The organism is Stenotrophomonas sp. YJH_SMC_65 (genome assembly GCF_059369475.1).
In genome coordinates, this window is record NZ_JCAFSR010000001.1 from 465,734 (window position 1) to 491,854 (window position 26,121).

The following is a 26,121-nucleotide window of genomic DNA, read 5'->3' on the forward strand; positions in this document are numbered from 1 at the left end:
ACATGACCCCCGTCAATCTGCTGTTGATCGCCATCACCGCCATCCTGTCGTGGATGGCGTTCAACAACCGCAAGCTGGCCGACCGCCTGATCCTGTGGCCGCCGGCCATCGACCGTCACCGCCAGTACGACCGGCTGGTGACCTATGGCTTCATCCACGCCGACTGGTCGCACCTGATCTTCAACATGATCACCCTGTTCTTCTTCGGGGGATTCATCGAGAGCGTGATGGTGCAGCTGACCGGCAGCTACCTGACCTACCCGGCGTTCTACATCGGCGCGCTGCTGGTCTCGATCCTGCCCAGCTACCTGAAGAACCAGAAGAACCCGAACTACCTCAGCCTCGGGGCGTCCGGGGCGGTATCGGCGGTGCTGTTCGCCTTCATCCTGATCAAGCCGTGGTCGATCATCCTGGTGTTCTTCATCCCGGCACCGGCGATCATCTATGCCGCGTTCTACGTCGGCTACAGCATCTGGATGGACAGGCGCGGTGGCGACCGCATCAACCACAGCGCGCACCTGGCAGGTGCGGCGTTTGGCGTGATCTTCATGCTGGCCATGCAGCCGAGCATCTTCACCCACTTCCTGCGCGAACTCTCCAACCCGACCTTCCGCCTCGGCGGCGGTTGATGCGGGTAGCGGGGCGGATCGGGTCCGATCCGCCCCGGCCGGGTCAGGCTGCGGTCTGCTGGCCGTAGGTATCCAGCAGGCGGGCGAACACTTCCTCGCCGATGCGCTGGAAATCCTGATCCTCGGTCTGCCCTTCCACCGCCAGTTGCAGCAGGCCCTCCAGCAGGGCGCGGTCGGTATCGGAATGGGAATTGCTGGTGTGCATGGGAGCCTCCACGGTGGTGCGCATGGTCAACGGTCGCAAGGGTCGTGCCAGCCTGGCCGTACCCCTCCATAGGCGATAGCGGCCGGCCCGCCTCCAGCTTGAGGGCGAAAACTGACGTGAATGGACTGGACTTGCCCCTGTTCAGGCTTCACGCGATCATGGCGCCCGGCTGCGCACCATCCACGCAGTCGCCGCAGGAGACAGTTCCATGGCTTCGGTCACGCCCCCCGGTCTGGCCTATGAGGTCGAGCACGACCTGGCCAACCACCGCTTCACCGCACGTGTGCGCGGACAGCTGGCGGTGCTCGATTACCAGATCAAGCGCAGGCGCATGGTCATCACCCATACCGAGGTGCCCGAGCCGATCGCCGGCCGTGGCATCGCCGGTGAGCTGACCCGCGTGGCACTGCGTTTCGCCCGCGAGCAGAAATACAAGGTGGTGCCGGCATGTTCCTACGCCGAAGCCTTCCTGCAGCGCCACGAGGAGTACCACGACCTGCTCGTTGGCTGAACGCCAGCGGGTCACGCTTCAGCCATGGCAGGCGATGATGTACAAACATGAACAGGGGATCCCGATGAAGATTGGAAACAACCGGCCATTGCACGGCAGCGTGTTGGCCGGCGTGGTGGGCGTGCTGTTGCTGGCCGGTTGCCAGCGTGAAAGCGAGCCGGCACCGGCGACCGACGCGGCGCCCGCCGCCGAGGCGACGGCCGCGGGCGAAACGCCGGCCACGGAAGCGCCGCTGGACCTGCGCGACGTGATCGAGAACAACGAGCGCGAAGTGGTGGGCATCAGCTACCCGGCCGGTATCGACCGTTATCCGGGCCTGGCCCGCGCGCTGCAGAGCTATGCCACGAGTGCGCGCAGCGACCTGCAGCAGGCGCTGGACGGGCTGGGCAACGACAAGCCGACCATGCCCTACGAGCTGTCGCTGAGCTTCGAGAAGCTGCTTGAAACCCCGCAGCTGGTGGTGGTCAGTGCCGACGGCAGCCGCTACACGGGTGGCGCCCACGGCGAACCGCTGGTGGCGCGCTTCGTGTGGCTGCCGCAGCAGCAGCAGATGCTCAGCGCCGAAAAGCTTGTGGCCGATGCCAAGGGCTGGAAGGCGATCAGCGATTTCGTCGCCGACCAGTTGCGCGAACGCGTGGCCACCCGCCTCAGTGGCGAGGACATGGACCCGGCCCAGCTGCAGGAATCGCTGCGCAACGCATCGCGCATGATCGCCGACGGAACCGGCCCGCAGGCCGACAATTTCAGCCAGTTCCAGCCACTGACCGACGACAAGGGGCAGATCACCGCGCTGCGCTTTGTTTTCCCGCCGTACCAGGTGGGTCCATACTCGGACGGCACCCAGACCGCCGATGTACCGGCAGCGGTGCTGTTGCCGCACGTGGCCAAGGACTACGTGGAGCTGTTCGCACGCGGTTGACCGCAGTCGAGGAGGTGGCGTGGATACAGGGTTGCAGGAGCGGGTCGCCGGCCTGCTCCACGAAGCCGGGGTCCGCATCGGCGGCACCCAGCCACAGGACATCCAGGTGCATGACCCGCGCTTTTTCGCGCGGGTCATGGGCCACGGCTCGCTCGGCCTGGGCGAGAGCTACATGGAGGGGTGGTGGGATGCCAATGTCCTGGATGAATTCCTCGTCCACCTGATGCAGGCGCACCTGGATGAACGGGTGCACGGCTGGCGCGAAGTGGCAGACGCGCTGAAGGCGCGCCTGTTCAACCTGCAGGCGGGGCAGGGCAGTTACGAAGTCGGTCGCCGCCATTACGACCTCGGCAATGATCTCTACCAGGCCATGCTCGGCCAGCGCCTGGTCTACAGCTGTGGCTATTGGCGCAACGCCGACGACCTCGACGCCGCACAGGAGGCCAAGCTCGACCTGGTCTGCCGCAAGCTGGGCCTGCGCCCGGGCCAGCGCGTGCTGGACATTGGCTGCGGTTGGGGCGAAGCCCTGAAGTTCGCCGCCGAGCGCTACGGTGTCAGCGGCGTCGGCGTGACCATATCGCAGGAGCAGGCCGAGTTCGCGCGGCAGTTGTGCGCTGGCCTGCCGATCGAGATCCGCCTGCAGGATTACCGTGAACTGGACGAACCGTTCGATGCGATCTTCTCGATCGGCATGTTCGAGCACGTCGGTGACAAGAACTACGCCGGTTTCTTCGAAGTGGCCAAGCGCTGCCTGTCGCCACGTGGCCTGCTGCTGTTGCATACCATCGGCACCAACGTCTCACGGCATCGCACCGATCCATGGATTGCACGCTACATCTTCCCCAACTCGATGCTGCCGTCGGCGGTGCAGATCACCAAGGCGTTCGAAGGCCGTTTCGTGCTGGAGGACTGGCACAACTTCGGCACCGACTACGACCTGACCCTGCAGGCATGGCGGCGCAACGTGGAAGCAGCGTGGCCGCGGCTGGATGCGCACTACGACGAGCACTTCCGGCGCATGTGGCGCTTCTACCTGGCCGGGTCGATGGCCACCTTCCGCTGCCGGCACGCGCAGCTGTGGCAGCTGGTGCTGTCGCCGGAAGGCGTGCCGGGTGGGTACGTGGCGCCGCGTTGATGGCGTGGCTGGGGTCGGAGCCCTTTCCGTCGGAAAGGGATCCGACCCCGGGGTCAGATCCCTTTTCGCAGAAGAGGGCTCTGACCCCGACCACAACAAAAAACCGCCCGGTCTCCCGGGCGGTTTTCGTTTCAGGCGACTGCGCTGGCGATCAGTTGCCGGCGCCGGTCAGGCCACGCTTTTCCAGCAGCGGTTCGATCTGCGGCTCGTGGCCGGCGAAATCGCGGAACAGCTGCATCGCGTCGACGCTGCCGCCCTTGGACAGCAGGGTGGCGCGGAAGTGGTCGCCGTTCTTGCGGCTCAGGCCGCCGTTGTCCTTGAACCACTTCTGGGTGTTGGCATCGAGCACTTCCGACCAGATGTAGGCGTAGTAGCCGGCCGAGTAGCCGCCCATGATGTGGCTGAAGTACGGGGTCTTGTAGCGCGGCGGAACCGGCGCGTAGTAGATGCCGTCCTTCTCCAGCGCGGCGCGCTCGAAGGCCATCACGTCCTTGGCCGCCGGCACCTGGTCCGGGCCGATCTGGTGCCAGTTCTGGTCCAGCATCGCCGCCCCCAGGTATTCGGTGGTGGCAAAGCCCTGGTTGAACTTCGATGCGGCAATCACCTTGTCCAGCAGGGCCTGCGGCATCGCCGAACCATTCTGGTAGTGCTTGGCGTAGTTCTTCAGGATGACCGGGTTGTCGGCCCACATCTCGTTCACCTGCGAGGGGAACTCGACGAAGTCGCGCGGCACCGAGGTGCCCGAGAAGTACGGATACTTCACGTTGGAGAACATGCCGTGCAGGGCGTGGCCGAACTCGTGGAAGGTGGTGTTCACCTCATCCCAGGTCAGCAGGGTCGGCTGGCCGGCCGGCGGCTTCGGGATGTTCAGGTGATTGGCTACCACCGGCTTGAAGCCGGTCAGCTTGGACTGCGAGACGTAGGAGTTCATCCACGCACCGCCACGCTTGGAGGCGCGTGCATACGGATCGAAGATGAAGATCGCCAGCTGGCTGCCATCGGCGTCGAACACGTCGTAGACGGTGACGTCATCGTGGTAGACCGGCAGGTCGGTGCGCTGCTTGAAGGTCAGGCCGAATTCCTGGCCGGCGGCGTAGAAGACGCCGTTCTCCAGCACGTTCTTCAGTTCGAAGTATGGCTTCAGCTGCGACTCGTCGAAGTTGTACTTGGCCTGGCGCACCTTCTCGCTGTAGAAGGCCCAGTCCCACGGTTCCAGCTGGAAGGTCGGCTTGCGCGCGGCCTTCTGCTCCTTGTCGATCATCGCCTGCAGGTCGGCGGCTTCGCGCTTGGCATTGGCCACCGCGGCCGGAGCCAGCTTGCCGAGCATCGCGTTGACCGCTTCGGGGGTCTTGGCGGTCTGGTTGGTCAGGTTGTAGGCGGCGAAGTTCGGGAAGCCCATCAGCTTGGCCTTGTCGGCACGCAGCTGCATGATGCGCGAGACCAGCGCGGTGTTGTCGAACTCACCGCCGCGGCTGCCGCGGGTGGTCGAGGCTTCGTAGATCTTCTGGCGCAGGGCGCGGTTGGCCAGGTTGGTCAGCGGCGGCTGGCCGGTGGTGTTGAGCAGGGTGATCACGTACTTGCCTTCCAGGCCACGGGCCTTGGCGGCTTCGGCGGCGGCGGCGATCTGCTCCTTGGACAGGCCAGCCAGCTCCTTGACGTCGTCGACAGTGATTGCCGAAGCGTTCACTTCCGACTGCACGTTCTGGCTGAACTTGGTGCCCAGATTGGCCAGTTCGGCATTCATGTCCTTCAGCGTGGCCTTGTCGGCCTCGGACAGCTTGGCGCCGGCGCGCACGTAATTGTCGTAGTACTTCTCGACCAGGCGCACGCCTTCGGCGTCCAGGCCCAGCTGGCTGCGGGTGTCGTACAGCGCCTGGATGCGGGCGAACAGCTTGCCGTTCAGCGCGATCGCATCGCTGTGCGCGGCAAACTTCGCCGAGTAGTCGGCCTGCAGCTTCTTGCGGGTGTCGTTGGTATCGGCGCCGACCAGGCTGAAGAACACGGTGGTCGCACGGTCGAGGATGTCACCGCTCTTTTCCAGCGCGATGATGGTGTTGTCGAAGGTCGGCTTGGCCTTGTTGTTGGCGATCGCCTCCACTTCCTTCAGCTGCTGCGCCATGCCGGCGTCGAAGGCCGGGGCGAAGTCGCTGTCCTTGATCTTGTCGAACTGCGGGAAGTGCAGCGGCAGCGGGCTTTCGGTGAAGAACGGGTTGGCCTGCTGGGCATTGGTGCTGGCAGCCGGGGTGGCGGCGCCGGCCGAGAAGGCGGGCAGGGCAAGGCCGAGGGACATGGCCACGGCAAGGGCAAGTCGAGTGGTCAAGGTAGAAGCTCCGGTAAGGCAAACAAGGGCCCGAGGGTAACCCGGCCGGCGGCGACTGCACTTGTGTCAAAAGGCATGTTGCCGGGGCCGGGCGCGGGTACCATGCATTCACCGCCCACGGCCCGCTGCCATGACCACTGCCTACGATTTCAGCTTCCGTGACCTCGACGGCCAGCCGCAGGCGCTGGCCCGGTACCAGGGCCACCCGTTGCTGCTGGTGAACGTCGCCAGCCGCTGTGGCTTCACCCCTCAGTACACCGGGCTGGAGCAGCTGTGGCAGGCGTACCGCGAACGCGGCCTGGTGGTGATCGGCTTCCCGTGCAACCAGTTTGGCGCGCAGGAGCCCGGTGATGCCGCACAGATCCGCCAGTTCTGTTCGCTGGACTATCCGGTCAGCTTCCCGCTGTCGGAAAAGATCGAGGTCAACGGCGATGGGGCCGACCCGCTCTGGAGGTGGCTCGCGCGGGAGAAGCGCGGCGTGCTCGGCAGTGCCCGCATCAAGTGGAATTTCAGCAAGTTCCTGGTCGATCGCCAGGGGCGGGTGGTGTCGCGGCATGCGCCCACCACCCGGCCGGAGCAGCTGCGCGGCGAGATTGAAGCGCTGCTGTGAGGTCGTGCCGGCCGCTGGCCGGCAACCCCGTGGGCCAGGAAGAGCCGGCCAGCGGCCGGCACTACCGTTGCAGCATCATTTCTCGACGAACGCGCGCTCGAACACGTAGTGGCCCGGCTGGCCGATGCGCGGCGAAACCTGGAAACCGCGGGCATCGAGCACAGCACGCAGGTCGGCCAGCATCTGCGGGCTGCCGCAGATCATCGCGCGGTCGTTTTCCGGGCTCAGCTCCGGCAGGCCGAGGGTGCGCTGCATCTGGCCGCTTTCCATCAGCGAGGTCAGGCGGCCCTGGTTGGCGAACGGCTCGCGGGTGACGGCCGGGTAGTACAGCAGCTTGTCGCCGATCATCTCGCCCAGGAACTCGTGCTCACGCAGCTCCCTCTCGAAGTAATCGCGGTAGGCCAGATCCTTTTCGTAGCGCACGCCGTGGCAGAGGATCACCTTCTCGAAGCGCTCGTAGGTCTCCGGGTCCTTGATGACCGACAGCCACGGCGCCATGCCGGTACCCGTGCCCAGCAGGTACAGGTTCTTGCCCGGGTGCAGGTCGCTGATCAGCAGGGTGCCGGTGGGCTTCTTGCCGACCAGCACCTTGTCGCCCGGCTTGATGTGCTGCAGGCGCGAGGTCAGCGGGCCGTCCTGCACCTTGATGCTGAAGAACTCCAGATGCTCTTCCCAGTTGGCGCTGGCGATGGAGTACGCACGCAGCAGCGGCCGTGCCTCGGTTTCCAGGCCGATCATCACGAACTGGCCGTTCTCGAAGCGGAAGCCGCTGTCGCGGGTGGTGGTGAAACTGAAGTAGGCGTCGGTCCAGTGACGGACCTCAAGCACCGTTTCGGCGCCAAAAGCGGAGGACATGGGCGTATCTGTCAAAAGTCGTCGGGGGAATTCTATCTCAAATGAGACGGGTTCTCATTGGGCGGAACGAGAGGCGTTCTCAGCGGTAACCCGCCGCCTGCAGCTCGAACAGCTCGGCATAGCGGCCGCCCTGTGCCATCAGCTGGGCGTGGGTGCCACTGGCCTCGATCCGGCCATCGGCCAGCACCAGGATGCGATCGGCCATGCGGACCGAGGAAAAACGGTGGGAAATCAATACGGCGGTGCGATTATCCGCCAGTTCCCTGAACCGCTGGAACACCTCGAATTCACTGCGCGCATCCAGTGCTGCCGTTGGCTCATCCAGGATCATCACCTGCGCATTGCGCATCCACGCGCGGGCAATGGCGATCTTCTGCCACTGGCCACCGGACAGGTCCACGCCCTGCTTGAAACGGCGGCCGATCAGCTGGTCGTAGCCACCGGGCAGCTCCTCGATCACTTCCTCGGCCATGCCGCGGCGCGCGGCGTCGGCGATGCGCGCCCGGTCGTCCATGGCCTCGACCTGGCCGACGCCGATGTTCTCGCCGGCGCTGAGGTTGTAGCGCACGAAGTCCTGGAAGATCACCCCGAGGTTGGCGCGCAGGTCGTCCAGGTCGTAGTCGCGCAGGTCGCGGCCATCGAGCAGGATGCGGCCCTCGTCCGGTTCGTACAGGCGTGCCAGCAGCTTCACCAGGGTGGTCTTGCCGGCGCCGTTCTCGCCGACCAGGGCCAGCACTTCGCCGGCCTGCAGCTGGAAATCAAGGTGGCGCACCGCCCACTGTTCGGCATCGGGATAGCGGAAGCCGACGTTCTCGAACACGAAGCCCTGGCGGATCGGCTGCGGCACGCGTATGGCGCCTTCGCGCGAGTGGATTTCCGGCTCGATCTGGAAGAACGAGAACAGGTCGTCCAGGTACAGCGCCTGGCTGGCCACCTGCGAGAAGCCGATCAGCAGGCCTTCCAGCAGCTGGCGCAGGCGCAGGAAGCTGCCGGCAAGGAAGGTCAGGTCGCCGATCGAGAAATCGCCGCGCACCGTGCGCCAGGCGATGTAGGCGTAGGCGGTGTAATAGCCCAGCGTACCCAGCGCAGCCAGCAGCGTGCCCCAGAACGCGCGGCGCCGTGCCAGGGCACGGTTGGCCTGGAACAGCGCCACCGACAGGCGCCGATAGCGCTCGACCAGGAAGCGGTGCAGGTTGTAGATCTTCACTTCCTTGGCCGTTTCCACGCTGGCACCGAGCTGGCGCAGGTAGTCGAGCTGGCGGCGCTCGGGCGTCCACTGGAAGTTGAGGCTGTAGCCGGCCGCGTTGAAGTGCGATTCGCCGATGAAGGCCGGCACCAGTGCCAGCGCCAGCAGCAGGATCAGCCACGGCGCGTAGACCAGCAGGCCGACGGCGAGGCTGGCCACGGTGATCGCGTCCTGCACCTGGCCGAACAGCTGGCTCATCAGGTTCATCCGGCCCATGGTCTGGCGCCGCGCACGGTCCAGCTTGTCCTGCAGGTCCGGGTCCTCGAAGTCCTCCAGATCCAGCGTCGCCGCGTGTTCCATCAGCCGGATGCTGGTGACGTTGGCGAACAGTTCCGACAGCAGCGCGTCGGCATAGCTGACCAGCCGGCCGAGCAGGTCCGAGGCGATGGCCAGGCCGAATTCCAGCGCCAGCAGGCCCAGCAGCGGATTGAGCATGCCGCTGGACAGCGCCTCGCCCAGCGGCGGGAAACCGGCGTCGTGCTGGCTCAGGTGCAGGGCGCTGTCGATGATCAGCTTGCCGACGTACAGCATCGCCACCGGCAGCAGCGCACGGATCAGGCGCAGCCCCAGGCTGGCCAGGGTGAGCGCGGGGCTGGTCTGCCAGACCATGCGCAGGAACGGCGGCAGGTTGCGCATCGCCTTGAAGCGCTGGCGCAGGCTGGGTTTCTTCGCGGCGGCAGCGCCAACGGGGGGGATGGCAGGCATGCGCGTATTGTGCGCGCGTGATACGTGCAGGGGGAGTCAGTGCAGCCGTGTTGCCGGCACCGGGGTCAGATCCCTTTGCGCGGCAAAGGGCTCTGACCCCAGCGACCCACAGCGGGTCAGAGCCCTTCGCGAAGCGAAGGGATCTGACCCTCCTGCATCCACGCATTGCGTGGATCCAGCGTGCCGACCAAGGTCGACACCTACCAGCAGCACCGATGAACTGTCGAAGGCGGGGTGGGTCAGGCCGGCAGCGGCGGCAGCAACCCCGCACCGAGGCGGTTCCAGGCATTGATCACCGCGATGCCCATGCTCAGGTCACTGATGCCCTTCTCATCGAAGTGCGGTGCCAGGGCATCGAACGCGGCCTGCGACGGCGCGCCGTCGGTCAGCCGGGTCAGCGCCTCGGCCCAGCCCAGTGCCGCGCGCTCGCGTTCGTCGAAGAAGCGGCTCTCGTGCCATGCCGGCAGCGTGTCCAGCTTGCGCGGCTCGATGCCGCCCTTGCGCAGCGCGGTGCCGTGCATGTCCATGCAGTAGCCGCAGCCGTTGAGCTGCGACACGCGCAGGAACACCAGTTCCATCAGGGTCGGATCGATCGAGCTGTCATGCACGGCCTGGCTGGTGGCCAGCAGGCCCTTGAAGGCCTCGGCGGCCAGGCGGGTGTAGGGGACGCGGGGAGAGGCGTGGTCGGACATTTTCGGCTCCACGGCGGCCACGGTGGCCGCCTTTCACTACCAGGACGCCGTACCGTCATCGCGCGTGACAACACCCGGCAGCTTTTCCGGATTCAACACGCTGTACACGTTGGCGATGCGGCCATCGACCACTTCGATGGTGGTGACCGAATGCAGGCGCTCACCCTGGAAGCGCAGGATCGCCGGCTCGCCGTTGACGTAGCCCAGCTGGGCGGGATGCACCGCGCCGCGGCGGGCGATGGCCCAGAACAGGCGGCCGATGCGTTCGGCGCCCAGCAGCGGCCGCACCGCCGCAGTGACCACGCCACCGCCGTCGGAAACCAGCACCGCGTTGGCGTGCAGCAGGGCCTGGATCGCGTCGCTGTCGCCGCGCTGCGAGGCCTCCATGAAGCGCGCCAGCAGCTGCCGGTGCTGGCTGGCATCGGCATTGAAGCGCGGTCGTCCGGCCTGCAGGCGTTGCCGGGCACGGTGCACCAGCTGCCGGCAGTTGGCCTCGCTGTGGCCGATCAGCTCGGCGATCTGACGGTAGTCGTGGTCGAACGCCTCCTTCAGCAGGAAGGCGGCGCGTTCCTCCGGGCCGAGCTGTTCGAGCAGGGTCAGGAAAGCGACCGAGACGTCGTCGGCCAGCGCATGCAGCTGGGCCGGACCGGGCGCCGGGTCCGGCTCCAGGGTGACCGCCAGCGGTTCGGCCAGCCATGGGCCGACGTAGTGGACGCGCTCGCGCTTGGCCGCACGCAGCCGGTCCAGGCCGAGCCGGGTGGTGGTGGTGACCAGCCAGGCCTCGGCATCGCGGACGGCCGCAGGATCGGCGCCGGACCAGCGCAGCCAGGCGTCCTGGACCACGTCTTCGGCGTCGGTGCGGCTGCCGAGCAGGCGGTAGGCCAGCGCCATCAGGCGCGGGCGGTGGGTCTGGAAAGCGGTTTCGGCGTTCATGTGGGCAAGGACGCCGCAGTGGCGCGTGGCGTGACAGAGCGTCGGGGGAATCTTGCCGGCCAGCGGCCGGCACTACCACCCCGGGGCCGGGGGAGGGGGTAAAATGGGTGGATTACCCCCGCCAGCCTCGAGCAAGCGAGCAAGACGTGACATCGATCAAGCAGGAAGACCTCATCCAGTCCATCGCCGACGCGCTGCAGTACATCTCGTACTACCACCCGGTCGACTACATCAAGAACCTTGCCGCCGCCTACGAGCGCGAGGAGTCGCCGGCCGCGAAGGAAGCGATGGCGCAGATCCTGATCAATTCGCGCATGTGCGCCGAGGGCCACCGCCCGATCTGCCAGGACACCGGCATCGTCACCGTGTTCCTGGAAATCGGCATGGACGTGCGTTGGGATGACGCCACCATGGGCGTGGAAGACATGGCCAATGAAGGCGTGCGCCGCGCCTACATGCACCCGGACAACAAGCTGCGCGCCTCGGTGCTGGCCGATCCGGCAGGCAAGCGCATCAACACCAGGGACAACACCCCGGGCGTGGTCAACGTCAAGGTGGTGCCGGGCAACAAAGTCGACGTGATCGTCGCCGCCAAGGGCGGTGGTTCGGAAGCGAAGACCAAGTTCGCCATGCTCAATCCGTCCGACTCGATTGTCGACTGGGTGCTGAAGACCGTGCCGACCATGGGCGCCGGCTGGTGCCCGCCGGGCATGCTGGGCATCGGCATCGGTGGCACCGCCGAGAAGGCGATGCTGCTGGCCAAGGAAGCGCTGATGGAGCCGATCGACATCACCGAGCTGCAGGCCCGTGGTGCATCCAACCGCATCGAGGAGCTGCGCCTGGAGCTGTACGAGAAGGTCAACGCGCTGGGCATCGGTGCGCAGGGCCTGGGTGGCCTGACCACCGTGCTCGACATCAAGATCAACGACTACCCGACCCACGCGGCCAACCTGCCGGTGGCGATGATCCCGAACTGCGCGGCCACCCGCCATGCGCACTTCACCCTGGATGGCAGCGGCCCGGTGATGCTGGACCCGCCGTCGCTGGAAGACTGGCCGAAGCTGACCTACGACGCATCCAAGGGCACCCGGGTGGACCTGGATACGATTACCCCGGAAGACGTGGCCAGCTGGAAGCCGGGCCAGACCCTGCTGCTCAACGGCAAGCTGCTCACCGGCCGCGACGCCGCGCACAAGCGCATGGTCGACATGCTCAACAAGGGCGAGCAGCTGCCGGTCGATCTGAAGGGCCGCTTCATCTACTACGTCGGCCCGGTCGATCCGGTGCGTGACGAAGTGGTGGGCCCGGCCGGCCCGACCACGGCGACCCGCATGGACAAGTTCACCGAGCAGGTGCTGGCACAGACCGGCCTGCTGGGCATGGTCGGCAAGGCCGAGCGCGGCCCGGCCGCGATCGAGGCGATCAAGAAGCACAAGTCGGCCTACCTGATGGCCGTCGGTGGCTCGGCCTACCTGGTGTCCAAGGCGATCAAGGCGGCCAAGGTGGTCGGTTTCGCTGACCTGGGCATGGAGGCGATCTACGAGTTCACCGTGCAGGACATGCCAGTGACCGTGGCCGTCGACTCCGCCGGCGAATCGGTGCACAAGACCGGCCCGCGCGAGTGGCAGGCCCGCATCGGCAAGATTCCGGTGGTGGTGGAGTAATTCCCGCACGCTTCGGTCCAGACAACGGCGCCCGTGTGGCGCCGTTGCTGTATCTGGAGGCAGGATTAACGCGCCTGTAGCCCTGGCTCTGCTACGGTTGGCACACCCTCGCACAGGACGTGTCCATGGCCCTGCATCGCTTCATCGTGGCCGGCGTGCTGCTGGCCCTGGCCGGCTGCAGCACCCCGGCGTCGTACGAAGGCGCGGATTTCCCTGCATCGGCGCAATGCCGCATGCAGTGCCAGGCCAGCTACCGCAGCTGCATGGCGCAGAATGACTCTCTCGGCAGCCGCCAGAGCAATTGCGAGCAGCGGATGGTGCCGGCGCCGGACAAGCGCTGCAAGGACGTGGACAACCCGGACCTGCGCCGTGCCTGCGAACTGAAGACGCATGACTGCACGCTGCGCGCGCCGATGATGTCCTGTGGCGAGCGCCGCGATACCTGCATGAGCAGCTGCGGCTGAGCGACGGCTCCCGCACGGGCGCAATCGGCCGGCCCACCTGCACAGGATCCGCCGCATGAGCACCACGCTGTATGGTTCGACAAGCACCGCCGCGCTGGTGGTGCACTGGCTGCTGATCGAGCTCGACATCGAGCACGAGTTGGTGCTGCTGGATTTCGACGCGCGCGAGCACAAGTCGGCGGAGTACCTGGCACTGAATCCGGCCGGCGTGGTGCCGACGCTGCTGATCGATGGCCTGGTACTGACTGAAGCGGCGGCGATCGCCCTGTACCTGGCCGACCGCCATCCGGACGCCGGTTTGTTGCCGGCACTGGGCACGCCGCAGCGCGCCGATGCCTACCGCTGGATGTTCTGGTGTGCCAATACGTTGCAGCCGGCCTATCGCGCCTGGTTCTATCCGCACGAGGTGGCGGGCGAGGCAAACGTGGAGGCCAGTCGCGAGATGGCGCGACAGCGCCTGGAAGCGGCCTGGCAGCATGTGGCCACGCACCTGCTGGCGCATGGGCCCTACCTGCTGGGCGCCACGCCCTGCGTGGTCGACTACATGCTGGTGATGCTGATGCGCTGGTCGCGCAACATGCCCAGGCCCAGTGACACCTGGCCGTCGCTCAAGGCACATGCCACCTCGATGAAGGCGCGCCCGGCGTTCGCCGAGGCCTACCGCCGCGAAGGCATCACCGACTGGCGGTAACCAGAAAAGGGGACGGAGGGGATTAAGTCGTTTGTGCACAAACGACTTAATCCCCTCCGTCCCCTTTTCCGTTACAGGATCTCCAGCACCGTTTCCGGCGGGCGGCACAGCCGTGTGCCCTTGGGCGTGCGCACCACGGGGCGGTTGATCAGGCGCGGGTGTTCGGCCATCGCAGCCAGCAGGGTGGCATCGTCGGCATCTTCCAGCCCGAGTGCGGCGAACTGGGTCTCCTTGCTGCGCACCAGGTCGCGCGCGCTCAGGGCCGACTCGGCCAGCACCTGGCGGAGCGTGGCCGCGTCGGGTGGGGTGCCCAGGTACTCGATCACCACCGGGTCGAAGCCCGCATCGCGGATCAGCTTCAGTGCGCCGCGCGAGTTGCTGCAGGCCGGGTTGTGCCAGATCGTCACGTCCATCAGAACCACTCCAGCAGCGACACGCCCACGCCCACATAGGTGGCCTTGTGGTTGTAGTCGATCATGCTCTCGCCATAGCCGTCGAAGACCTGCACATGGCCACGCAGCAGATTGCTGATCGGAAAGCCGTAATCCAGCTGCAGTGCACCGTGGGAGCGGCTGCCGGTGCGCAGCGAATGACGCGCCATCAGCGCGACCTCATGCCCGTTGCGGTTCCAGATCAGGGTCGCGTCACCCCGGCCCATGTAATCCTCGATGTCCGGATTATTGTCTTCGCTGCGGCTTTCCGGGATGCGGTACCACGGGCGCAGCACCAGCGCCCAGTTCTCGCGATCCAGGCCGATGTTGAGCATGACCCGGTTCCAGCTGCGCGAGAGCGGATCGGCCCGTCCGTTGGACTGGTGGTTGAGGCTGATACCGGTCATGCGCCCGCGCCAGCCACCGATCGAGTAGCCGTTGCGGAACACCATCATCACTTCGGGTTCGTAGTTGGTTTCGCGGAACGGGCGCGAATCCTCGCTGTTGTAGGCCTGCCAGCGCGAACTCTGGGTGTAGCCAGCCCAGATGTCGCCGTTGTCGCCGAACAGGTTCTCTGCGATCTTGGTCTTGAAGCTGATCTGGAACTTCAGCTCGGTACTGTCGAGTACCTGCGGGGTCGTCACGCTGTTGGCCGGGTTCGGCGAATGCGGCGTGGTGTTGCGGTCGCTGGTCCAGAACGCCGGCAGCAGGTACACCGGCTTGTAGGCACGCAGCTGGAAGGGCCCCAGCTTGGAGTCCTCGGCCAGCTCCCAGCGGCTGTCCAGCAGCGAACCGCGGCCAGCATTGGCCAGCGCGCTGTCCGGTGCCGCCGGACGGAACAGGTCGCTGACCCGCTCGCGCAGCTTTTCCTCGCCCTGGCTCACGCGCGCGGTCTGTCGTTCCTCGCGGCGCGCCTGCGCAGCCGATTCGGCGGCGGCATCGGCGGCGGCGGTGGCCTCCGGGGTGTGCCCGAAGAGGCGGTCATAGCAGGCCAGGCGGGCCGCGTCGGTGGTGATCGCCGCGCAGGCGGCCGGCGAGGTGTCGGCGCTGGGCGCGAACTCCTGCGCAGCCAACGGTGCACTGGCCAGGGCAAGCGCCAGCGGCGCCAGACGGGGAAGCAGCGTGGGGAGGGTCATTGCAGCAGGCCCTTCGATGGATACGGGAATCGCACAGTGTGGCGGCTGCACCGGATCGCGGCCAGCCCCACCGTTTATGCACGGCCACGGCGTGCGCGTGGCGTGAAGGCTAGGTGGCTCAGAAGAACCAGGCGAACGCGAACAGGCCCAGCATCGCGATCACCACCGCCAGTTTCAGTGCCAGGCCGAGCAGGATGCCGAGCCAGGTCGCCAGGCCCACCTTGGTCGAGCGGCCGAGTTCGCGGGTGTGCCAGTACTCGCCGAGCAGGGCGCCGACCAGCGGTCCGGCAAACAGGCCGATGGGCATGAAGAACAGGCCGACGATGCTGCCGACGAAGGTGCCCCACAGGGCCTTGCGGCTGGCGCCGACGCGCTGCGCGCCAACTACGGTGGCGAGCACGTCCACCAACAGTGAAAGCAGGGTCAGCACGCCCAGCGCGACCAGGGTGGGCCAGTCGACGTGGGCGAAGCCGTCGGCCCAGGCCGCCAGCAGCAGCCCGATGAACACCAGCGGGATGCCCGGGAGGGCCGGCAGGATGATGCCGGCGATGCCGATCAGGACAAAAATGACCGCTAGCAGATATAAGATGAATGAGAGTCCCATGCTGTCCCGTATGGTGGCCGTTTTGGGGTTGACAGTGAAAGATTTTGCCAGTTGCTTTTTCGTTTTGGGCGGGTTAAGTTGCAGTCGCTGAGCTTGGCAAGGTCACCGTGGATCGTGGCCTGATGAAGCAAGATCTTTCCGATCCGCTGCATCGATGCACCTCGCTTCCCCCTTGCTTGTCAGCCGCCCACCGGGCGTTTCCAACAACAAGAGAGAGTCAAAGGGAGTTAGTGAGATGGCTGAGCGCGAGACCGGTACCGTAAAGTGGTTCAATGATGCGAAGGGCTTCGGCTTCATCAGCCGGCAGAATGGCGAGGACGTGTTCGTGCACTTCCGCGCCATCGAGACCCAGGGCTTCAAGAGCCTCAAGGAAGGCCAGACTGTGAGCTTCGAAGTCGTGCAGGGCCAGAAGGGCCTGCAGGCTGACAAGGTGCAGCCGGTGTAATACCCGCCGCCCGTCGGCATGAAAAAGGCCCGCGCAAGCGGGCCTTTTTCTTTGCCGTTGGCCCGGTGCAGGTCAGCGCAGGATGACCTTGCCATTGACGACGCGCACGTAGGTGTTCTCGCGGATGCCGCCGAGATCGCGCTGGTTGACCACGATGGTGCGGCCATCATCCATGCGCACGCTGATGTCATAGGTATCGCTGGTGACGTTCTTCTGGATCTGGTTGCCGGCCAGGGCACCACCGACCGCGCCTGCGGCGGCGGCGATGTTCTTGTTGCCACGGCTGCCACCGGTGTGGTCGGAGATTTCATGGCCGGCCACGGCGCCGACGATGCCGCCGAGGATCGCGCCGGTCGCGCTGGGCGCGGTGCGGCCCGAGGGCACGGTGTTGATGCGGGTGACGATGCCACAGTCAGCGCAACGGCCCTGGTTGTAGCCGCCATTGTTGCCGTAGCCGCCGTTGTTGTAGCCGTTGTTGTAACCACCGCCGCTGTAACCGGGCGAGGTGGCACAGCCAGCCAGCGCGAGGGTAGCGATGGCGCTGGCGGCGATGAGCTGGATCTTCATGGGGCGTCTCCTGGCCGTGAAGGCGGGTGGGTTGGGTGGTACTGCGTCGTGCAGCAGGGTGGACGAATCCTCTCCTTTCGAACGTGAACAACGCGCCAACCGTGTGCGTGCTGCCCGGCTGCAGGATGAATGCGGCTCAGCGGAAATCCTGGTGGCAGGCGCGGCAGTCCGCCTGCAGTGTTTCCACCAGCTGGGCGAGGGCCCTGCAGTCGCCGGGGGGTGAGGCCAGCGCCGTGTTGAGGTTGCCGCGCAGCTGGCTGGCGTGCTGCTGGAACTGCGCACTGTCCTTCAGCCCGGGAAACGCCTGGTCCAGGTCATTGGACAGCAGGCGCAGCACCTGCAGCCGCGGCACGCTGTCAGCCAGGCTGCAGCGGTTCTGCAGCTGGGCCTGCTGCAGCAGCTGTGACTGCCGCTGCATCACCTGCATCAGGCTGCCCGGGAACGGATCGCGACGCGCCTGCAGGGCGCGGCCGACCATTACCGTGGCGATCAGGCCGATCAGCAGGCCCAGGCAGAGCACGAACAGGTAGCGATGGGCGCTGGACAGGCGGCGGGGCGGGCTGGCATTCATGCGGGCACTCCGGGCGTGCAACGGTGGGTTCGACGCCGGCGTACTGCGGGCGCCAGCACCTGCACGTTAAAATAGCCCGATGAACGAACAGGTCAAACAACGCTTCGCCGGCATCGAACGGCTGTACGGCGTGGGTGCACTCGAGCGCCTGCAGGGCAGCCGCGTGGCGGTGGTCGGCATGGGCGGCGTCGGCTCGTGGGTGGTGGAGGCGCTGGCCCGTTCGGCCGTCGGCCACCTGACCCTGATCGATGCCGACGATATCTGCGTGTCCAACACCAACCGGCAGCTGCCGGCGATGGAAGGCAACTACGGCCGCAACAAGGCCGAGGCGATGGCCGAGCGTTGCCGTGCGATCAATCCGGACATCGGGGTCGACGCGGTGCAGGCATTCCTGACCGTGTCCAACATGGCCGAGCTGCTGGACCGGGGGTTCGATCTGGTGATCGATGCCTGCGACAGCTTCCGGGTCAAGGTCGAGACGATCGCATGGTGCCGCCGCCGCAAGCTGCCGTTGCTGACCGTCGGTGCCGCCGGTGGCCGTACCGATCCGACCCTGGTGCGCATCCGCGATGTCTCTCGCACCGAGCACGACGCCATGCTGGCGCTGATCCGCAAGAAGCTGCGCAGCGAATTCAACTTCCCGAAGAACGCCAAGCGCTATTTCGGCGTACCGGCGGTGTATTCGCTGGAGAATGTGAAGTACCCGCAGGCCGATGGCAGCGTCTGCGGCATCCGTCCGAACCTGGGCGCCGATGCGGCGTTGAAGCTGGACTGTGGTGCCGGCCTGGGCGCGGCAACCCACATCACCGGCGCGTTCGCCTTCGCGGCGGTTGGCAAGGCGCTGGAGATGCTGCTGGAGCCGAAGAAGGTGAAGGTGGATGCGGTAGAGGCCAGCGCGGTGTGATGGATCGTGCCGGCCAGCGGCCGGCACCTACCCGTTACATTGCCGGCAGCGCGAACAATCGCCGCGCATTCTCCGTCGTGGCCTGGGCCACGGCTTCCAGCTCCATCCCGCGCAATGCGGCCACGTGCCGGGCAATGGTCGCCAGCCGCGCTGGCTCGTTGCGCTGGCCGCGGATGCCGGCGTCGGGCTGGTCGGGCGCGTCGGTTTCCAGCAGCAGCTGTTCCAGCGGCATCTCGCGCACCAGCCGCTGCAGCCGTTGCGCGCGATCGTAGGTCAGTGGGCCACCGAGGCCGAGCAGGAAGCCCTGCCTGTGCAGTTGCGCGGCCTGTTCCGGGCTGCCGGAAAAGCTGTGCACCACGCCGCGCAGGCCGCCGACGCGGCGGATGGCGGCGATCACCGCATCCACCGCGCGTCGCGCGTGCACGATCACCGGCAACTCGAATTCGCGGGCCAGTTCCAGCTGGCCGATGAAATACGCCTGCTGGGCGTCGGCGTCCAGCCCTTCGACAAAGAAGTCCAAGCCGCATTCGCCGATCGCACAGGGGCGTTCGCGCTCGATCCACTCGCGCAGCAGTGGCAGGTGCCCGGGCTGGTGATCGGCCAGGAACATCGGATGCAGGCCGTAGGCCGGGTACAGCCCCGGCGCCTGCTGGCAGACCTCACGCAGCTTCGGCCAGCTGGCCGCGGTCACCGCCGGTACCACCTGCTGGCGCACCCCCGCGGCCTGCGCACGCTCGATCACCGCAGCGCGGTCACGGTCGAACCCGCTGGCATCCAGATGGCAGTGGCTGTCAACCAGGATGCTCAACGCTGTTCCAGCGGCGGAGGTGTTGCGGCGTTGCGGCTCTTCCAGTTGGCCAGCAGCAGCGTGCCGAAGCCCAGCACCAGCTCATCGACGAACGGGATCGGGTCCGGGATGAACAAGGTCAGCACGAACAGGCCGGCGGTGAGCTTGAACAGGGTGGGGTAGCGCAGCCGGCGGGCCCATTGCAGTACCGGCAGCAGCATCGGGTTGGCCATGGCGGGGAGCCTCGTGGGGAATGTGCAAACGCTACCACGGGCCCAGCATTTCCCGATGCTGAATGGGTTATCGGAATGAGCAGGAAATGTGGAGATTCCGTTCAGGCAGCGCATGCTGCAATCTGCCCCGAGAACGTTGCGGATGGTCCGCAAGGAGCAGGTCATGAAAAGCACAACTACAACTGTCCTGGTCGCAGCGGGCGCGCTGCTGGTCGGTGGCATCGCCACCGCCGCCTTCATGAAGAGTGGTGACAAGTCGCCCGATTCCATCAGCGCCGGAACCCCCAATGGTGAATCGCGCCTCGTTGAAGGTAACGCTTCTGACGACGGCGCACGTGGTGACAAGCTGGACCCGTCCGCGCCGCGCGGGCTTGAATATGCCGATGTGCTGAAGGTTGACCCGATCACCGAGAAGCAGAAGGCCTACGCCACTGTGATCGGCACCGATCCAGTGCGCGAGACCTCCACCACCCAGACCCCGCACGAGGTCTGCCAGGACGTGACGGTGCAGGAACGCCTGCCGGAACGTGATGGCAACGTCGGCGGCACCGTGGTCGGCGCTGTGGTCGGTGGCCTGCTCGGCAACCAGGTCGGTGGCGGCAACGGCAAGAAGGCCGCGACCGCCGCCGGTGCCGTGGCCGGCGGCTTCATCGGCAACCAGATCGACAAGCGCCATGTGGGTGGCCGCGTGGTCAACCGCACCGAGCGCCAGTGCCACACCGAGACCGCCACCTCCGAGTCGAGCCGCGTCACCGGCTACAACGTGACCTATCGCAATGAGGATGGCACCACCGGCACCATGCGCATGGCCAGCAAGCCGGGCAACCGCATTGCCATGGGTACCAACGACGTGGTGAAGGGTTACAACGTGACCTACCGCTATGACGGCGCGGAGAAGACCGTGCGCATGGACAACAAGCCGGCCAGCGATCGCCTGCCGGTGGTCGATGGCCAGCTGGTCACGCAGACCGCTGCCGCCGGTGCCACTGCCGCAGCCACGCGCCAGTAATCCCGGCGCAGCATGCAGTACCTGACGGGCCGGCTCATGCCGGCCCGTTTCATTGCGACCGGCGATATTCATCCGCGCAGGGAAGCCATCCTCCATCATGGGTGCCCCCTTCGACATGGAGCCGGCATGAGCATCTTCGACCTGCGCATCGAAACCGAGCGGCTGATCCTGCGCCCGCTGCTTCGCGAGGACTACGAGCCGTACCTGGCGTTCTGCGCCGACGAGGCCACGATGCGTACCCTGGGCGGCGTGCAGCCACCCTCGGTGGCCTGGCGCGGTTTCTGCAGCCTGGCTGGCGCCTGGCAGCTGTTCGGCTTCTCGATGTTCAGCGTGATCGAGAAATCCAGCGGCGACTGGATCGGGCGGATGGGACCGTGGCAGCCGCAGGACTGGCCGGGTACCGAGGTTGGTTGGGGCATCCGTCATGCCAGCTGGGGCCGGGGCTATGCGCCGGAGGCGGCGGTCGCGGCGATCGACTGGGCGTTCGATACGCTGGGCTGGGCTGAGGTGATCCATACCATCGCCGAGGACAACGACAACTCGCGGGCCGTGGCACGCAAGCTGGGAAGCACCCTGCTGCGCATGGGGGAGTTGCCAGCGCCATACAACGACAAGCCCATGCAGATCTGGGGCCAGTCGCGCGAACAGTGGCGGCAACGCGCGCGCTGAGCGTGGCTTGGTAGTGCCGGCCGCTGGCCGGCAATCGCTTGGATCCAGCTGCATCGAGGATGCCGGCCAGCGGCCGGCACTACCGTGTAGTCATGCTGCACCCGCGCTTGGCATTCACTGGCGTGCTTGCCAGACTGCACGCAGCCGGCCGCCGGCCGGATCCGAGGGAGCAGGCAATGGTGGAAGAGAGCGTCCCGTTGACGGTGCACGGCATGTCGGTGTCAGGCAATTGCCACAAGGTCCGCCTGCTGCTGGAGCAGCTCGGCAGCCGCTACCGCTGGGTGGAAGTGGACAGTGCCCACGGCCAGACCCACACCCCTGAGTTCCTCGCGCTCAATCCCAATGCCAAGGTGCCGTTGATCGTCCGCGACGATGGCCGCGTGCTGACCGAGTCCAATGCGATCCTTTTCTGGCTGGCCGAAGGCACGCCCTACCTGCCCACCGATGGCTGGGAGCGCGCGCAGGCACTGAGCTGGATGTTCTTCGAGCAGTACACGCACGAGCCGTGCGTAGCGGTCGCGCGCTTCATCCGCGGCTGGACCCCGCCTGGGTCGCCGCGCCGCGCCGAACTGCCACGCCTGCACGAGCGCGCCGCCGCTGCACTGGCGGTGATGGAGCAGCACCTGCGTGATGCGCAATGGTTCACCGGCAGTGGGTACGGCATCGCCGACATCGCGCTGTTCGCCTACACCGACGTCGCAGGCGAGGGTGGAATCAGCCTGCAGCCGTTCCCGGAAGTTCGCGCCTGGTTGCAGCGCGTGCGCGGGCAGCCGCGCTTCCTGCCGATGCCGGCGGTGACCGCCGAGGTGCGCGCCCGCTTCGAGGCCGCATGACTCTCACCAAGGTGATCCCCACAGGGTAGCGCCTGGCCAACCCCGGGCGGAATGCAACAACGACACGGAGGGTGTTCGATGTTCGCTGTGGTTCCAGATCCGATTCCCGCACGCATGCGCGTGCTCAACCGCGCCGACGTGTGCGACGCCAATTTCCTCGACGCGGTGCGTGGCTGGCGCGGTACCCCGCGCCCGCGCCCGGCGCCGGATGCGCCGATCCTGCCGGGCAGCACGCTTACCGCCGCCGCGTTTGGCGAGCTGTTCGATTCGCAGCTGGCCAGCCGCCAGCTGGACCTGATGGCGCGCGTGCTGCGCGTGCAGAACAAGGTCTTCTACACCATCGGTTCATCCGGCCACGAAGGCAATGCGCTGCTGGCGCGGGCCTGCCGGCATACGGATCCAGCATTCCTGCACTATCGCTCCGGTGCCTTCATGGCCGAGCGCTCACGCCAGGTGCCGGGGATCGACCCGCTGCGCGATGCCGCGCTGTCCTTTGCTGCCAGCGCCGATGACCCGGCCAGCGGGGGGCGGCACAAGGTGTGGGGCAGCAAACCGTTGTGGGTGCTGCCGCAGACCTCGACCATCGCCTCGCATCTGCCGAAAGCGCTGGGCACCGCGCTGGCCCTCGAAAGCGGCAAGCGGCTGGGCCACGAACTGCCGATTCCGGCCGACAGCATCGTACTGTGCTCGTTCGGCGACGCCTCGGCCAACCATGCCACCGCGCAGACCGCGTTCAACACCGCGATGTGGTCGGCCTACCAGAAGCTGCCGGCACCGGTCCTGTTCGTCTGCGAGGACAATGGCCTGGGCATCTCGGTGAAAACGCCTGAAGGCTGGATCGCCGAACGCTTCAGCGGTCAGCCCGGGCTGGACTATTTCTACGCCGATGGCCTCGACCTGGCCACCGGCCATGCGCAGGTGCAGGCGGCGGTGGAGCACTGCCGGCGTACGCGGCGGCCGACCTTCCTGCATCTGCGCACCACGCGCCTGATGGGGCACGCCGGCACCGACTTCGAGGTGGAATGGCGCGCGTTGCCGGAGCTGTGCGCGGCCGAGGCGCAGGATCCGCTGCTGCGCTCGGCACAGATCGCGATGGAATCGGGCTGGATGGATGCGGCCGCCATCGAGGTGGCCTACGAGACGATGCGCGCGCGCTGCATGGCCGCCGCCGCCGATGCCGAAGGACGGCCGAAGCTGCAGTCGCTGCGGGAAGTGATGGAGCCGCTTGCGCCCTATACGCCGGCTGCGGTGCAGGCCGAAGCACGGCGCGAGGTGCCCGCCGGAACGCGTGAAGCGCTGTATGGCGGTGCGGAGGCGTTGCCCGAACGGCAGGCGCCACGCCACCTCGCGATCCAGATCAACCATGCCCTGCAGGAACTGCTGGCGAAGTATCCGCAGAGCCTGCTGTTCGGTGAGGACGTCGCACAGAAGGGCGGTGTCTACACCGTCACCAAGGATCTGCTGCGCCGCTTCGGCCCACGCCGGGTGTTCAACACCCTGCTGGACGAGACCATGATCCTGGGCATGGCTCAGGGCCTGGCCAACCTGGGCATGCTGCCGATTCCGGAGATCCAGTACCTGGCCTATCTGCACAACGCCATCGACCAGGTGCGCGGCGAAGCGTGTTCGCTGCAGTTCTTCTCCAACGACCAGTACCGCAACCCGATGCTGGTGCGGGTGGCCGGGCTGGGGTACCAGAAGGGCTTCGGTGGCCACTTCCACAACGACAACTCGATCACCGCGTTGCGCGACATCCCGGGGCTGGTGGTGGGCTGCCCGTCGCGTGGCGACGATGCGGTGATGATGCTGCGCACGCTGGCCGCACTGGCGCGGGTGGATGGGCGCGTGGCGGTGTTCCTGGAGCCGATCGCGTTGTACATGAGCAAGGACCTGCACGAAGCCGGCGATGGCCAGTGGCTGTTCGACTTCCCCGCACAGGGCCAGTCGCTGGTGCCGGGGGAGGGCCGGGTCTATGCGCCGGAGGCCGGCGATCTGGTGATCTATACCTATGGCAACGGCGTGCCGATGGCATTGCGCGCATCGCGGGCGATCGAGCAGCAGCTGGGCTGGCAGGTGCGGGTGGTCGACCTGCGCTGGCTGGTACCGCTGGACGCCGGTTTCATCGCTGCCCAGGCCGCCAGCGCACGGCGGGTGCTGGTGCTGGATGAAGGCCGCCACAGCGGCGGGGTGGGCGAGGGCGTGGTCACCGCGCTGGTCGAGGCCGGGTTCGGCCATCTGCCGTTGCGCCGGGTCTGCGGTGCCGACACCTACACGCCACTGGCGGGGGCAGCAATGTTCGGGCTTCCAAGCGACAATGCGGTGATTGGCGCCGCCCTCGACCTGGCGCAGGAACCCTGATGCATGTGTGGATTGGCGGGAATGTTGTTGCCGGCGCCGGTGGCGTCGGCCGAGGCGCTGCAGGCGCAGGCCCTGGCCATGGGCCTGGCGCTGCACCACCGCGGGCCCGATGACGGCGGCAGCTGGGTCGATGCCGAGGCGGGCATCGCGCTGGCGCATCGCCGCCTGAGCATCCTCGACCTGTCCCCGCTGGGCCACCAGCCGATGGCCTCGGCCGACGGCCGCTACGTGATGGCCTACAACGGCGAGGTCTACAACTTCGCCGCCCTGCGCGAGGAACTGGAGCCGCTGGGGCATGCCTTCCGCGGCCATTCCGACACCGAAGTACTGCTGGCGGCGATCCTGCAATGGGGCGTGGAAGACACCCTGCAGCGCTGCAACGGCATGTTCGCCATCGCGCTGTGGGACCGCCAGGAGCGTTGCCTGTGGCTGGCCCGCGATCGCGTCGGCAAGAAGCCGCTGTACTACGGCTGGGCCGGCGACACGCTGGTGTTCGGTTCGGAACTGAAGGCGCTCTGGCAGCACCCGGCGTTCGACAACGACATCGACCGCGATGCGCTCACCTTGCTGCTGCGGCTGGATTACATCCCGGCGCCGCACAGCATCCACCAGCGCTGCTACAAGCTGATGCCGGGCCGGGTGTTGCGCCTGGACGCGGCGGCCGTCGCTGCCGGCGCATCCGCGCATCGTCCGGAACAGGCACAGCGGCCGTACTGGGATGCGCGCGCGCGCATGCAGGCGGCGCTGGCCGCACCCTTCCAGGGCCGCATCGAGGACGCCGAGGAACAGCTGGACACGCTGCTGCGCGACGCGGTGGCGCTACGCATGGTGGCCGACGTGCCGGTCGGCGTATTCCTGTCTGGTGGCACCGATTCCTCACTGGTGGCGTCGCTGATGCAGGCCCAGAGCGGGCAGCCGGTGCACAGCTTCAGCATCGGCTTCACCGATTCGGGACATGACGAGGCGCCGCTGGCCCGGGAGCTGGCGGCCCACCTGGGCTGTGACCATACCGAGTTGTACGTCAGCGGCGCCGACGCGCTGGCGGTGGTGCCGCAGTTGCCGGCGATGTTCGATGAGCCTTTTGCCGACGCGTCGCAGGTGCCGACCGCGCTGGTCGCCCGGCTGGCGCGGCAGGGCGTGACCGTGGCGCTGTCTGGTGACGGTGGCGATGAGCTGTTCTTCGGCTATACCCGGTATGTACGCGCGCTGCGCAACTGGCAGATGCTCGGCCGCGTGCCGGGGCCGCTGCGGCGCTGGATGGGCGCGCGTGCGCAGCAGCAGGGCGAAGCCTCGCGCACCGGCGGCCTGGCCGCGCTGCTGGCCGAGACCGGTGCGCGTGGCATCGGCGACGTCTACCGCAACCGCATCTCGCGCTGGCGCGACCCGGCCGCGGCGGTGACCGGCGCGCGGGCCGCCGGCAGCTTCTACGACCTGGCCGATCCGCTGCACGGCGCGGGTACGCCGGCCGACGCGATGATGCTGGCCGATTTCGTGACCTACCTGCCGGACGATCTGTTGTGCAAGGTCGACCGCACCTCGATGGCGGTCAGCCTGGAGGCGCGCGCACCGCTGCTGGACTGGCGGGTGGCCGAGTTCGCCTGGTCGCTGCCGTTGGGCTTCAAGCGCAGCGAGACCACCAGCAAGGTGCTGCTCAAGCGCGTGCTGGGCCGTTACGTGCCGCATTCGATGGTGCACCGTCCCAAGCGCGGTTTCGGCGCGCCGGTCAGTGACTGGCTGAAAGGCGACCTGCGGCCCTGGGCCGAGGACCTGCTGCAGCCGGCGCGGCTGGAGCGTGAGGGCGTGCTGTCGGCGGCGGCGGTGCAGCCGCTGTGGCAGCAGTTCCTGGGAGGGCAGCGCAAGTGGCATACCCATCTGTGGAACGTGCTGATGTTCCAGGCCTGGCAGGCGCATTGGCGGCAGGTGCGCGCAGGCATTGTGGGCGGCTGATCTTCACCGGCCTGCACGGGCCCGGCGACTAGGCTGGGCCTCCCGCAC

Annotated in this window: 28 protein-coding genes; 15 read left to right on the forward strand and 13 right to left on the reverse strand. The window is 67.0% G+C overall.

Translation table 11 applies throughout. The annotated features are described in order from the left end of the window. Nucleotides 1-2 precede the first annotated feature (2 nt). Entirely contained in the window at nt 3-629 is a 627-nt protein-coding gene (locus tag AC5P7A_RS02105; protein WP_014647735.1) for a rhomboid family intramembrane serine protease, read from the forward strand. 43 nt (nt 630-672) lie between these two features. On the opposite strand, the gene AC5P7A_RS02110 is transcribed toward AC5P7A_RS02105, so the two are convergent. Next, nucleotides 673-834, reverse strand: a complete 162-nt coding sequence (locus AC5P7A_RS02110; RefSeq protein ID WP_288496565.1) for a hypothetical protein — start codon at nt 832-834, stop codon at nt 673-675. Between the two features lie 208 nt (nt 835-1,042). On the opposite strand from AC5P7A_RS02110, the gene AC5P7A_RS02115 reads away from it, so the two are divergent. From AC5P7A_RS02115 to cfa, 3 genes are read left to right on the forward strand one after another with little or no spacing between them, the layout of a single operon-like run. Next, nucleotides 1,043-1,345, forward strand: a complete 303-nt coding sequence (locus AC5P7A_RS02115) for a GNAT family N-acetyltransferase (protein ID WP_006455911.1) — start codon at nt 1,043-1,045, stop codon at nt 1,343-1,345. A 37-nt stretch (nt 1,346-1,382) separates the two neighbouring features. Beyond that, the gene (locus AC5P7A_RS02120; protein WP_134809088.1) at nt 1,383-2,264 is read left to right on the forward strand and encodes a DUF3298 and DUF4163 domain-containing protein; all 882 of its coding nucleotides are present in this window, start codon (nt 1,383-1,385) and stop codon (nt 2,262-2,264) included. Nucleotides 2,265-2,283: 19 nt separating this feature from the next. Beyond that, entirely contained in the window at nt 2,284-3,399 is a 1,116-nt protein-coding gene (gene cfa / locus AC5P7A_RS02125) for a cyclopropane fatty acyl phospholipid synthase (RefSeq protein ID WP_126411165.1), read from the forward strand. A gap of 151 nt (nt 3,400-3,550) precedes the next feature. Here cfa and AC5P7A_RS02130 read toward each other — a convergent pair whose 3' ends face one another. Continuing rightward, nucleotides 3,551-5,719, reverse strand: coding sequence for a M3 family metallopeptidase (locus AC5P7A_RS02130; RefSeq protein ID WP_197605013.1), 2,169 nt, complete (start codon nt 5,717-5,719; stop codon nt 3,551-3,553). 130 nt (nt 5,720-5,849) lie between these two features. On the opposite strand from AC5P7A_RS02130, the gene AC5P7A_RS02135 reads away from it, so the two are divergent. After that, the gene (locus AC5P7A_RS02135; protein ID WP_046431634.1) at nt 5,850-6,329 is read left to right on the forward strand and encodes a glutathione peroxidase; all 480 of its coding nucleotides are present in this window, start codon (nt 5,850-5,852) and stop codon (nt 6,327-6,329) included. A 75-nt stretch (nt 6,330-6,404) separates the two neighbouring features. Here the strand turns inward: AC5P7A_RS02135 and AC5P7A_RS02140 are convergent, their stop codons facing one another. The 4 genes from AC5P7A_RS02140 to AC5P7A_RS02155 all read right to left on the reverse strand — a co-directional run bounded on the left by AC5P7A_RS02140 (nt 6,405) and on the right by AC5P7A_RS02155 (nt 10,760). After that, entirely contained in the window at nt 6,405-7,184 is a 780-nt protein-coding gene (locus tag AC5P7A_RS02140) for a ferredoxin--NADP reductase (protein WP_014647730.1), read from the reverse strand. 79 nt (nt 7,185-7,263) lie between these two features. After that, a complete protein-coding gene (locus tag AC5P7A_RS02145) occupies nt 7,264-9,135 on the reverse strand; it encodes an ABC transporter ATP-binding protein (RefSeq protein WP_075076679.1) in 1,872 nt (623 codons plus the stop codon). 239 nt (nt 9,136-9,374) lie between these two features. Beyond that, a complete protein-coding gene (locus tag AC5P7A_RS02150) occupies nt 9,375-9,827 on the reverse strand; it encodes a carboxymuconolactone decarboxylase family protein (protein ID WP_134809081.1) in 453 nt (150 codons plus the stop codon). Between the two features lie 36 nt (nt 9,828-9,863). Next, nucleotides 9,864-10,760, reverse strand: a complete 897-nt coding sequence (locus AC5P7A_RS02155; protein ID WP_288496563.1) for an RNA polymerase sigma-70 factor — start codon at nt 10,758-10,760, stop codon at nt 9,864-9,866. A gap of 146 nt (nt 10,761-10,906) precedes the next feature. Here AC5P7A_RS02155 and AC5P7A_RS02160 point away from each other — a divergent pair, with 146 nt between their 5' ends. The 3 genes from AC5P7A_RS02160 (at nt 10,907) to AC5P7A_RS02170 (ending at nt 13,579) form a co-directional block, all read left to right on the forward strand. Then, a complete protein-coding gene (locus AC5P7A_RS02160; RefSeq protein ID WP_014647726.1) occupies nt 10,907-12,424 on the forward strand; it encodes a fumarate hydratase in 1,518 nt (505 codons plus the stop codon). 125 nt (nt 12,425-12,549) lie between these two features. Beyond that, on the forward strand, nt 12,550-12,888 hold the full coding sequence (locus AC5P7A_RS02165) for a hypothetical protein (protein WP_014647725.1): 339 nt from the start codon (nt 12,550-12,552) through the stop codon (nt 12,886-12,888). Between the two features lie 55 nt (nt 12,889-12,943). Beyond that, nucleotides 12,944-13,579, forward strand: a complete 636-nt coding sequence (locus AC5P7A_RS02170) for a glutathione S-transferase family protein (RefSeq protein ID WP_049442437.1) — start codon at nt 12,944-12,946, stop codon at nt 13,577-13,579. A gap of 71 nt (nt 13,580-13,650) precedes the next feature. Here AC5P7A_RS02170 and arsC read toward each other — a convergent pair whose 3' ends face one another. The 3 genes from arsC to AC5P7A_RS02185 all read right to left on the reverse strand — a co-directional run bounded on the left by arsC (nt 13,651) and on the right by AC5P7A_RS02185 (nt 15,750). Beyond that, entirely contained in the window at nt 13,651-13,992 is a 342-nt protein-coding gene (gene arsC, locus AC5P7A_RS02175; protein ID WP_049406119.1) for an arsenate reductase (glutaredoxin), read from the reverse strand. Continuing rightward, entirely contained in the window at nt 13,992-15,146 is a 1,155-nt protein-coding gene (locus AC5P7A_RS02180; protein WP_032958894.1) for a phospholipase A, read from the reverse strand. The genes arsC and AC5P7A_RS02180 overlap by 1 nt, the downstream gene beginning before the upstream one ends. 118 nt (nt 15,147-15,264) lie before the next feature. Next, complete coding sequence (locus tag AC5P7A_RS02185) at nt 15,265-15,750, reverse strand: DUF456 domain-containing protein (protein WP_495219843.1); 486 nt, start codon at nt 15,748-15,750, stop codon at nt 15,265-15,267. A gap of 235 nt (nt 15,751-15,985) precedes the next feature. Here AC5P7A_RS02185 and AC5P7A_RS02190 point away from each other — a divergent pair, with 235 nt between their 5' ends. Next, nucleotides 15,986-16,195, forward strand: coding sequence for a cold-shock protein (locus AC5P7A_RS02190; RefSeq protein WP_014647720.1), 210 nt, complete (start codon nt 15,986-15,988; stop codon nt 16,193-16,195). 72 nt (nt 16,196-16,267) lie between these two features. Here AC5P7A_RS02190 and AC5P7A_RS02195 read toward each other — a convergent pair whose 3' ends face one another. Both AC5P7A_RS02195 and AC5P7A_RS02200 read right to left on the reverse strand, forming a co-directional pair. Next, on the reverse strand, nt 16,268-16,762 hold the full coding sequence (locus AC5P7A_RS02195) for a glycine zipper 2TM domain-containing protein (RefSeq protein WP_005417545.1): 495 nt from the start codon (nt 16,760-16,762) through the stop codon (nt 16,268-16,270). Nucleotides 16,763-16,898: 136 nt separating this feature from the next. Next, the gene (locus tag AC5P7A_RS02200) at nt 16,899-17,333 is read right to left on the reverse strand and encodes a cytochrome c (RefSeq protein ID WP_014647719.1); all 435 of its coding nucleotides are present in this window, start codon (nt 17,331-17,333) and stop codon (nt 16,899-16,901) included. Between the two features lie 79 nt (nt 17,334-17,412). On the opposite strand from AC5P7A_RS02200, the gene AC5P7A_RS02205 reads away from it, so the two are divergent. Continuing rightward, nucleotides 17,413-18,237, forward strand: coding sequence for a tRNA threonylcarbamoyladenosine dehydratase (locus AC5P7A_RS02205; RefSeq protein WP_049442438.1), 825 nt, complete (start codon nt 17,413-17,415; stop codon nt 18,235-18,237). Between the two features lie 34 nt (nt 18,238-18,271). On the opposite strand, the gene AC5P7A_RS02210 is transcribed toward AC5P7A_RS02205, so the two are convergent. After that, a complete protein-coding gene (locus tag AC5P7A_RS02210) occupies nt 18,272-19,045 on the reverse strand; it encodes a TatD family hydrolase (RefSeq protein ID WP_046431615.1) in 774 nt (257 codons plus the stop codon). Then, complete coding sequence (locus AC5P7A_RS02215; RefSeq protein WP_014647716.1) at nt 19,042-19,257, reverse strand: DUF6116 family protein; 216 nt, start codon at nt 19,255-19,257, stop codon at nt 19,042-19,044. Before AC5P7A_RS02215 ends, AC5P7A_RS02210 begins: the two co-directional genes overlap by 4 nt. Nucleotides 19,258-19,420: 163 nt before the next feature. Here AC5P7A_RS02215 and AC5P7A_RS02220 point away from each other — a divergent pair, with 163 nt between their 5' ends. The 5 genes from AC5P7A_RS02220 (at nt 19,421) to asnB (ending at nt 26,073) form a co-directional block, all read left to right on the forward strand. Continuing rightward, nucleotides 19,421-20,266: a glycine zipper 2TM domain-containing protein gene (locus tag AC5P7A_RS02220; protein ID WP_046431690.1), complete on the forward strand. Its 846-nt coding sequence runs from the start codon at nt 19,421-19,423 to the stop codon at nt 20,264-20,266. A gap of 126 nt (nt 20,267-20,392) precedes the next feature. After that, nucleotides 20,393-20,935 carry a GNAT family N-acetyltransferase gene (locus AC5P7A_RS02225; protein WP_053495598.1) on the forward strand — a complete coding sequence of 181 codons (543 nt, stop codon included), beginning with the start codon at nt 20,393-20,395 and terminating at the stop codon, nt 20,933-20,935. Between the two features lie 176 nt (nt 20,936-21,111). After that, on the forward strand, nt 21,112-21,768 hold the full coding sequence (locus tag AC5P7A_RS02230) for a glutathione S-transferase family protein (RefSeq protein ID WP_495219844.1): 657 nt from the start codon (nt 21,112-21,114) through the stop codon (nt 21,766-21,768). A gap of 78 nt (nt 21,769-21,846) precedes the next feature. Further along, a complete protein-coding gene (locus AC5P7A_RS02235) occupies nt 21,847-24,126 on the forward strand; it encodes a thiamine pyrophosphate-dependent enzyme (RefSeq protein ID WP_046431612.1) in 2,280 nt (759 codons plus the stop codon). A 3-nt stretch (nt 24,127-24,129) separates the two neighbouring features. Further along, nucleotides 24,130-26,073 (forward strand): asparagine synthase (glutamine-hydrolyzing), encoded by a 1,944-nt coding sequence (gene asnB / locus AC5P7A_RS02240; RefSeq protein ID WP_049442440.1) that lies wholly within the window; start codon nt 24,130-24,132, stop codon nt 26,071-26,073. Nucleotides 26,074-26,121: the final 48 nt, after the last annotated feature.

Excerpts from the sequence above, each read along its gene's own strand:
- AC5P7A_RS02105 (WP_014647735.1), top strand. The coding sequence starts at position 3 with ATGACCCCCGTCAATCTGCTGTTGATCGCCATCACCGCCATCCTGTCG.
- AC5P7A_RS02110 (WP_288496565.1), bottom strand. The coding sequence starts at position 834 with ATGCACACCAGCAATTCCCATTCCGATACCGACCGCGCCCTGCTGGAG.
- AC5P7A_RS02115 (WP_006455911.1), top strand. The coding sequence starts at position 1,043 with ATGGCTTCGGTCACGCCCCCCGGTCTGGCCTATGAGGTCGAGCACGAC.
- AC5P7A_RS02120 (WP_134809088.1), top strand. The coding sequence starts at position 1,383 with ATGTACAAACATGAACAGGGGATCCCGATGAAGATTGGAAACAACCGG.
- AC5P7A_RS02135 (WP_046431634.1), top strand. The coding sequence starts at position 5,850 with ATGACCACTGCCTACGATTTCAGCTTCCGTGACCTCGACGGCCAGCCG.
- AC5P7A_RS02140 (WP_014647730.1), bottom strand. The coding sequence starts at position 7,184 with ATGTCCTCCGCTTTTGGCGCCGAAACGGTGCTTGAGGTCCGTCACTGG.
- AC5P7A_RS02145 (WP_075076679.1), bottom strand. The coding sequence starts at position 9,135 with ATGCCTGCCATCCCCCCCGTTGGCGCTGCCGCCGCGAAGAAACCCAGC.
- AC5P7A_RS02150 (WP_134809081.1), bottom strand. The coding sequence starts at position 9,827 with ATGTCCGACCACGCCTCTCCCCGCGTCCCCTACACCCGCCTGGCCGCC.
- AC5P7A_RS02155 (WP_288496563.1), bottom strand. The coding sequence starts at position 10,760 with ATGAACGCCGAAACCGCTTTCCAGACCCACCGCCCGCGCCTGATGGCG.
- AC5P7A_RS02165 (WP_014647725.1), top strand. The coding sequence starts at position 12,550 with ATGGCCCTGCATCGCTTCATCGTGGCCGGCGTGCTGCTGGCCCTGGCC.
- AC5P7A_RS02170 (WP_049442437.1), top strand. The coding sequence starts at position 12,944 with ATGAGCACCACGCTGTATGGTTCGACAAGCACCGCCGCGCTGGTGGTG.
- arsC (WP_049406119.1), bottom strand. The coding sequence starts at position 13,992 with ATGGACGTGACGATCTGGCACAACCCGGCCTGCAGCAACTCGCGCGGC.
- AC5P7A_RS02180 (WP_032958894.1), bottom strand. The coding sequence starts at position 15,146 with ATGACCCTCCCCACGCTGCTTCCCCGTCTGGCGCCGCTGGCGCTTGCC.
- AC5P7A_RS02185 (WP_495219843.1), bottom strand. The coding sequence starts at position 15,750 with ATGGGACTCTCATTCATCTTATATCTGCTAGCGGTCATTTTTGTCCTG.
- AC5P7A_RS02190 (WP_014647720.1), top strand. The coding sequence starts at position 15,986 with ATGGCTGAGCGCGAGACCGGTACCGTAAAGTGGTTCAATGATGCGAAG.
- AC5P7A_RS02195 (WP_005417545.1), bottom strand. The coding sequence starts at position 16,762 with ATGAAGATCCAGCTCATCGCCGCCAGCGCCATCGCTACCCTCGCGCTG.
- AC5P7A_RS02200 (WP_014647719.1), bottom strand. The coding sequence starts at position 17,333 with ATGAATGCCAGCCCGCCCCGCCGCCTGTCCAGCGCCCATCGCTACCTG.
- AC5P7A_RS02205 (WP_049442438.1), top strand. The coding sequence starts at position 17,413 with ATGAACGAACAGGTCAAACAACGCTTCGCCGGCATCGAACGGCTGTAC.
- AC5P7A_RS02215 (WP_014647716.1), bottom strand. The coding sequence starts at position 19,257 with ATGGCCAACCCGATGCTGCTGCCGGTACTGCAATGGGCCCGCCGGCTG.
- AC5P7A_RS02220 (WP_046431690.1), top strand. The coding sequence starts at position 19,421 with ATGAAAAGCACAACTACAACTGTCCTGGTCGCAGCGGGCGCGCTGCTG.
- AC5P7A_RS02225 (WP_053495598.1), top strand. The coding sequence starts at position 20,393 with ATGAGCATCTTCGACCTGCGCATCGAAACCGAGCGGCTGATCCTGCGC.
- AC5P7A_RS02230 (WP_495219844.1), top strand. The coding sequence starts at position 21,112 with ATGGTGGAAGAGAGCGTCCCGTTGACGGTGCACGGCATGTCGGTGTCA.
- AC5P7A_RS02235 (WP_046431612.1), top strand. The coding sequence starts at position 21,847 with ATGTTCGCTGTGGTTCCAGATCCGATTCCCGCACGCATGCGCGTGCTC.
- asnB (WP_049442440.1), top strand. The coding sequence starts at position 24,130 with ATGTGTGGATTGGCGGGAATGTTGTTGCCGGCGCCGGTGGCGTCGGCC.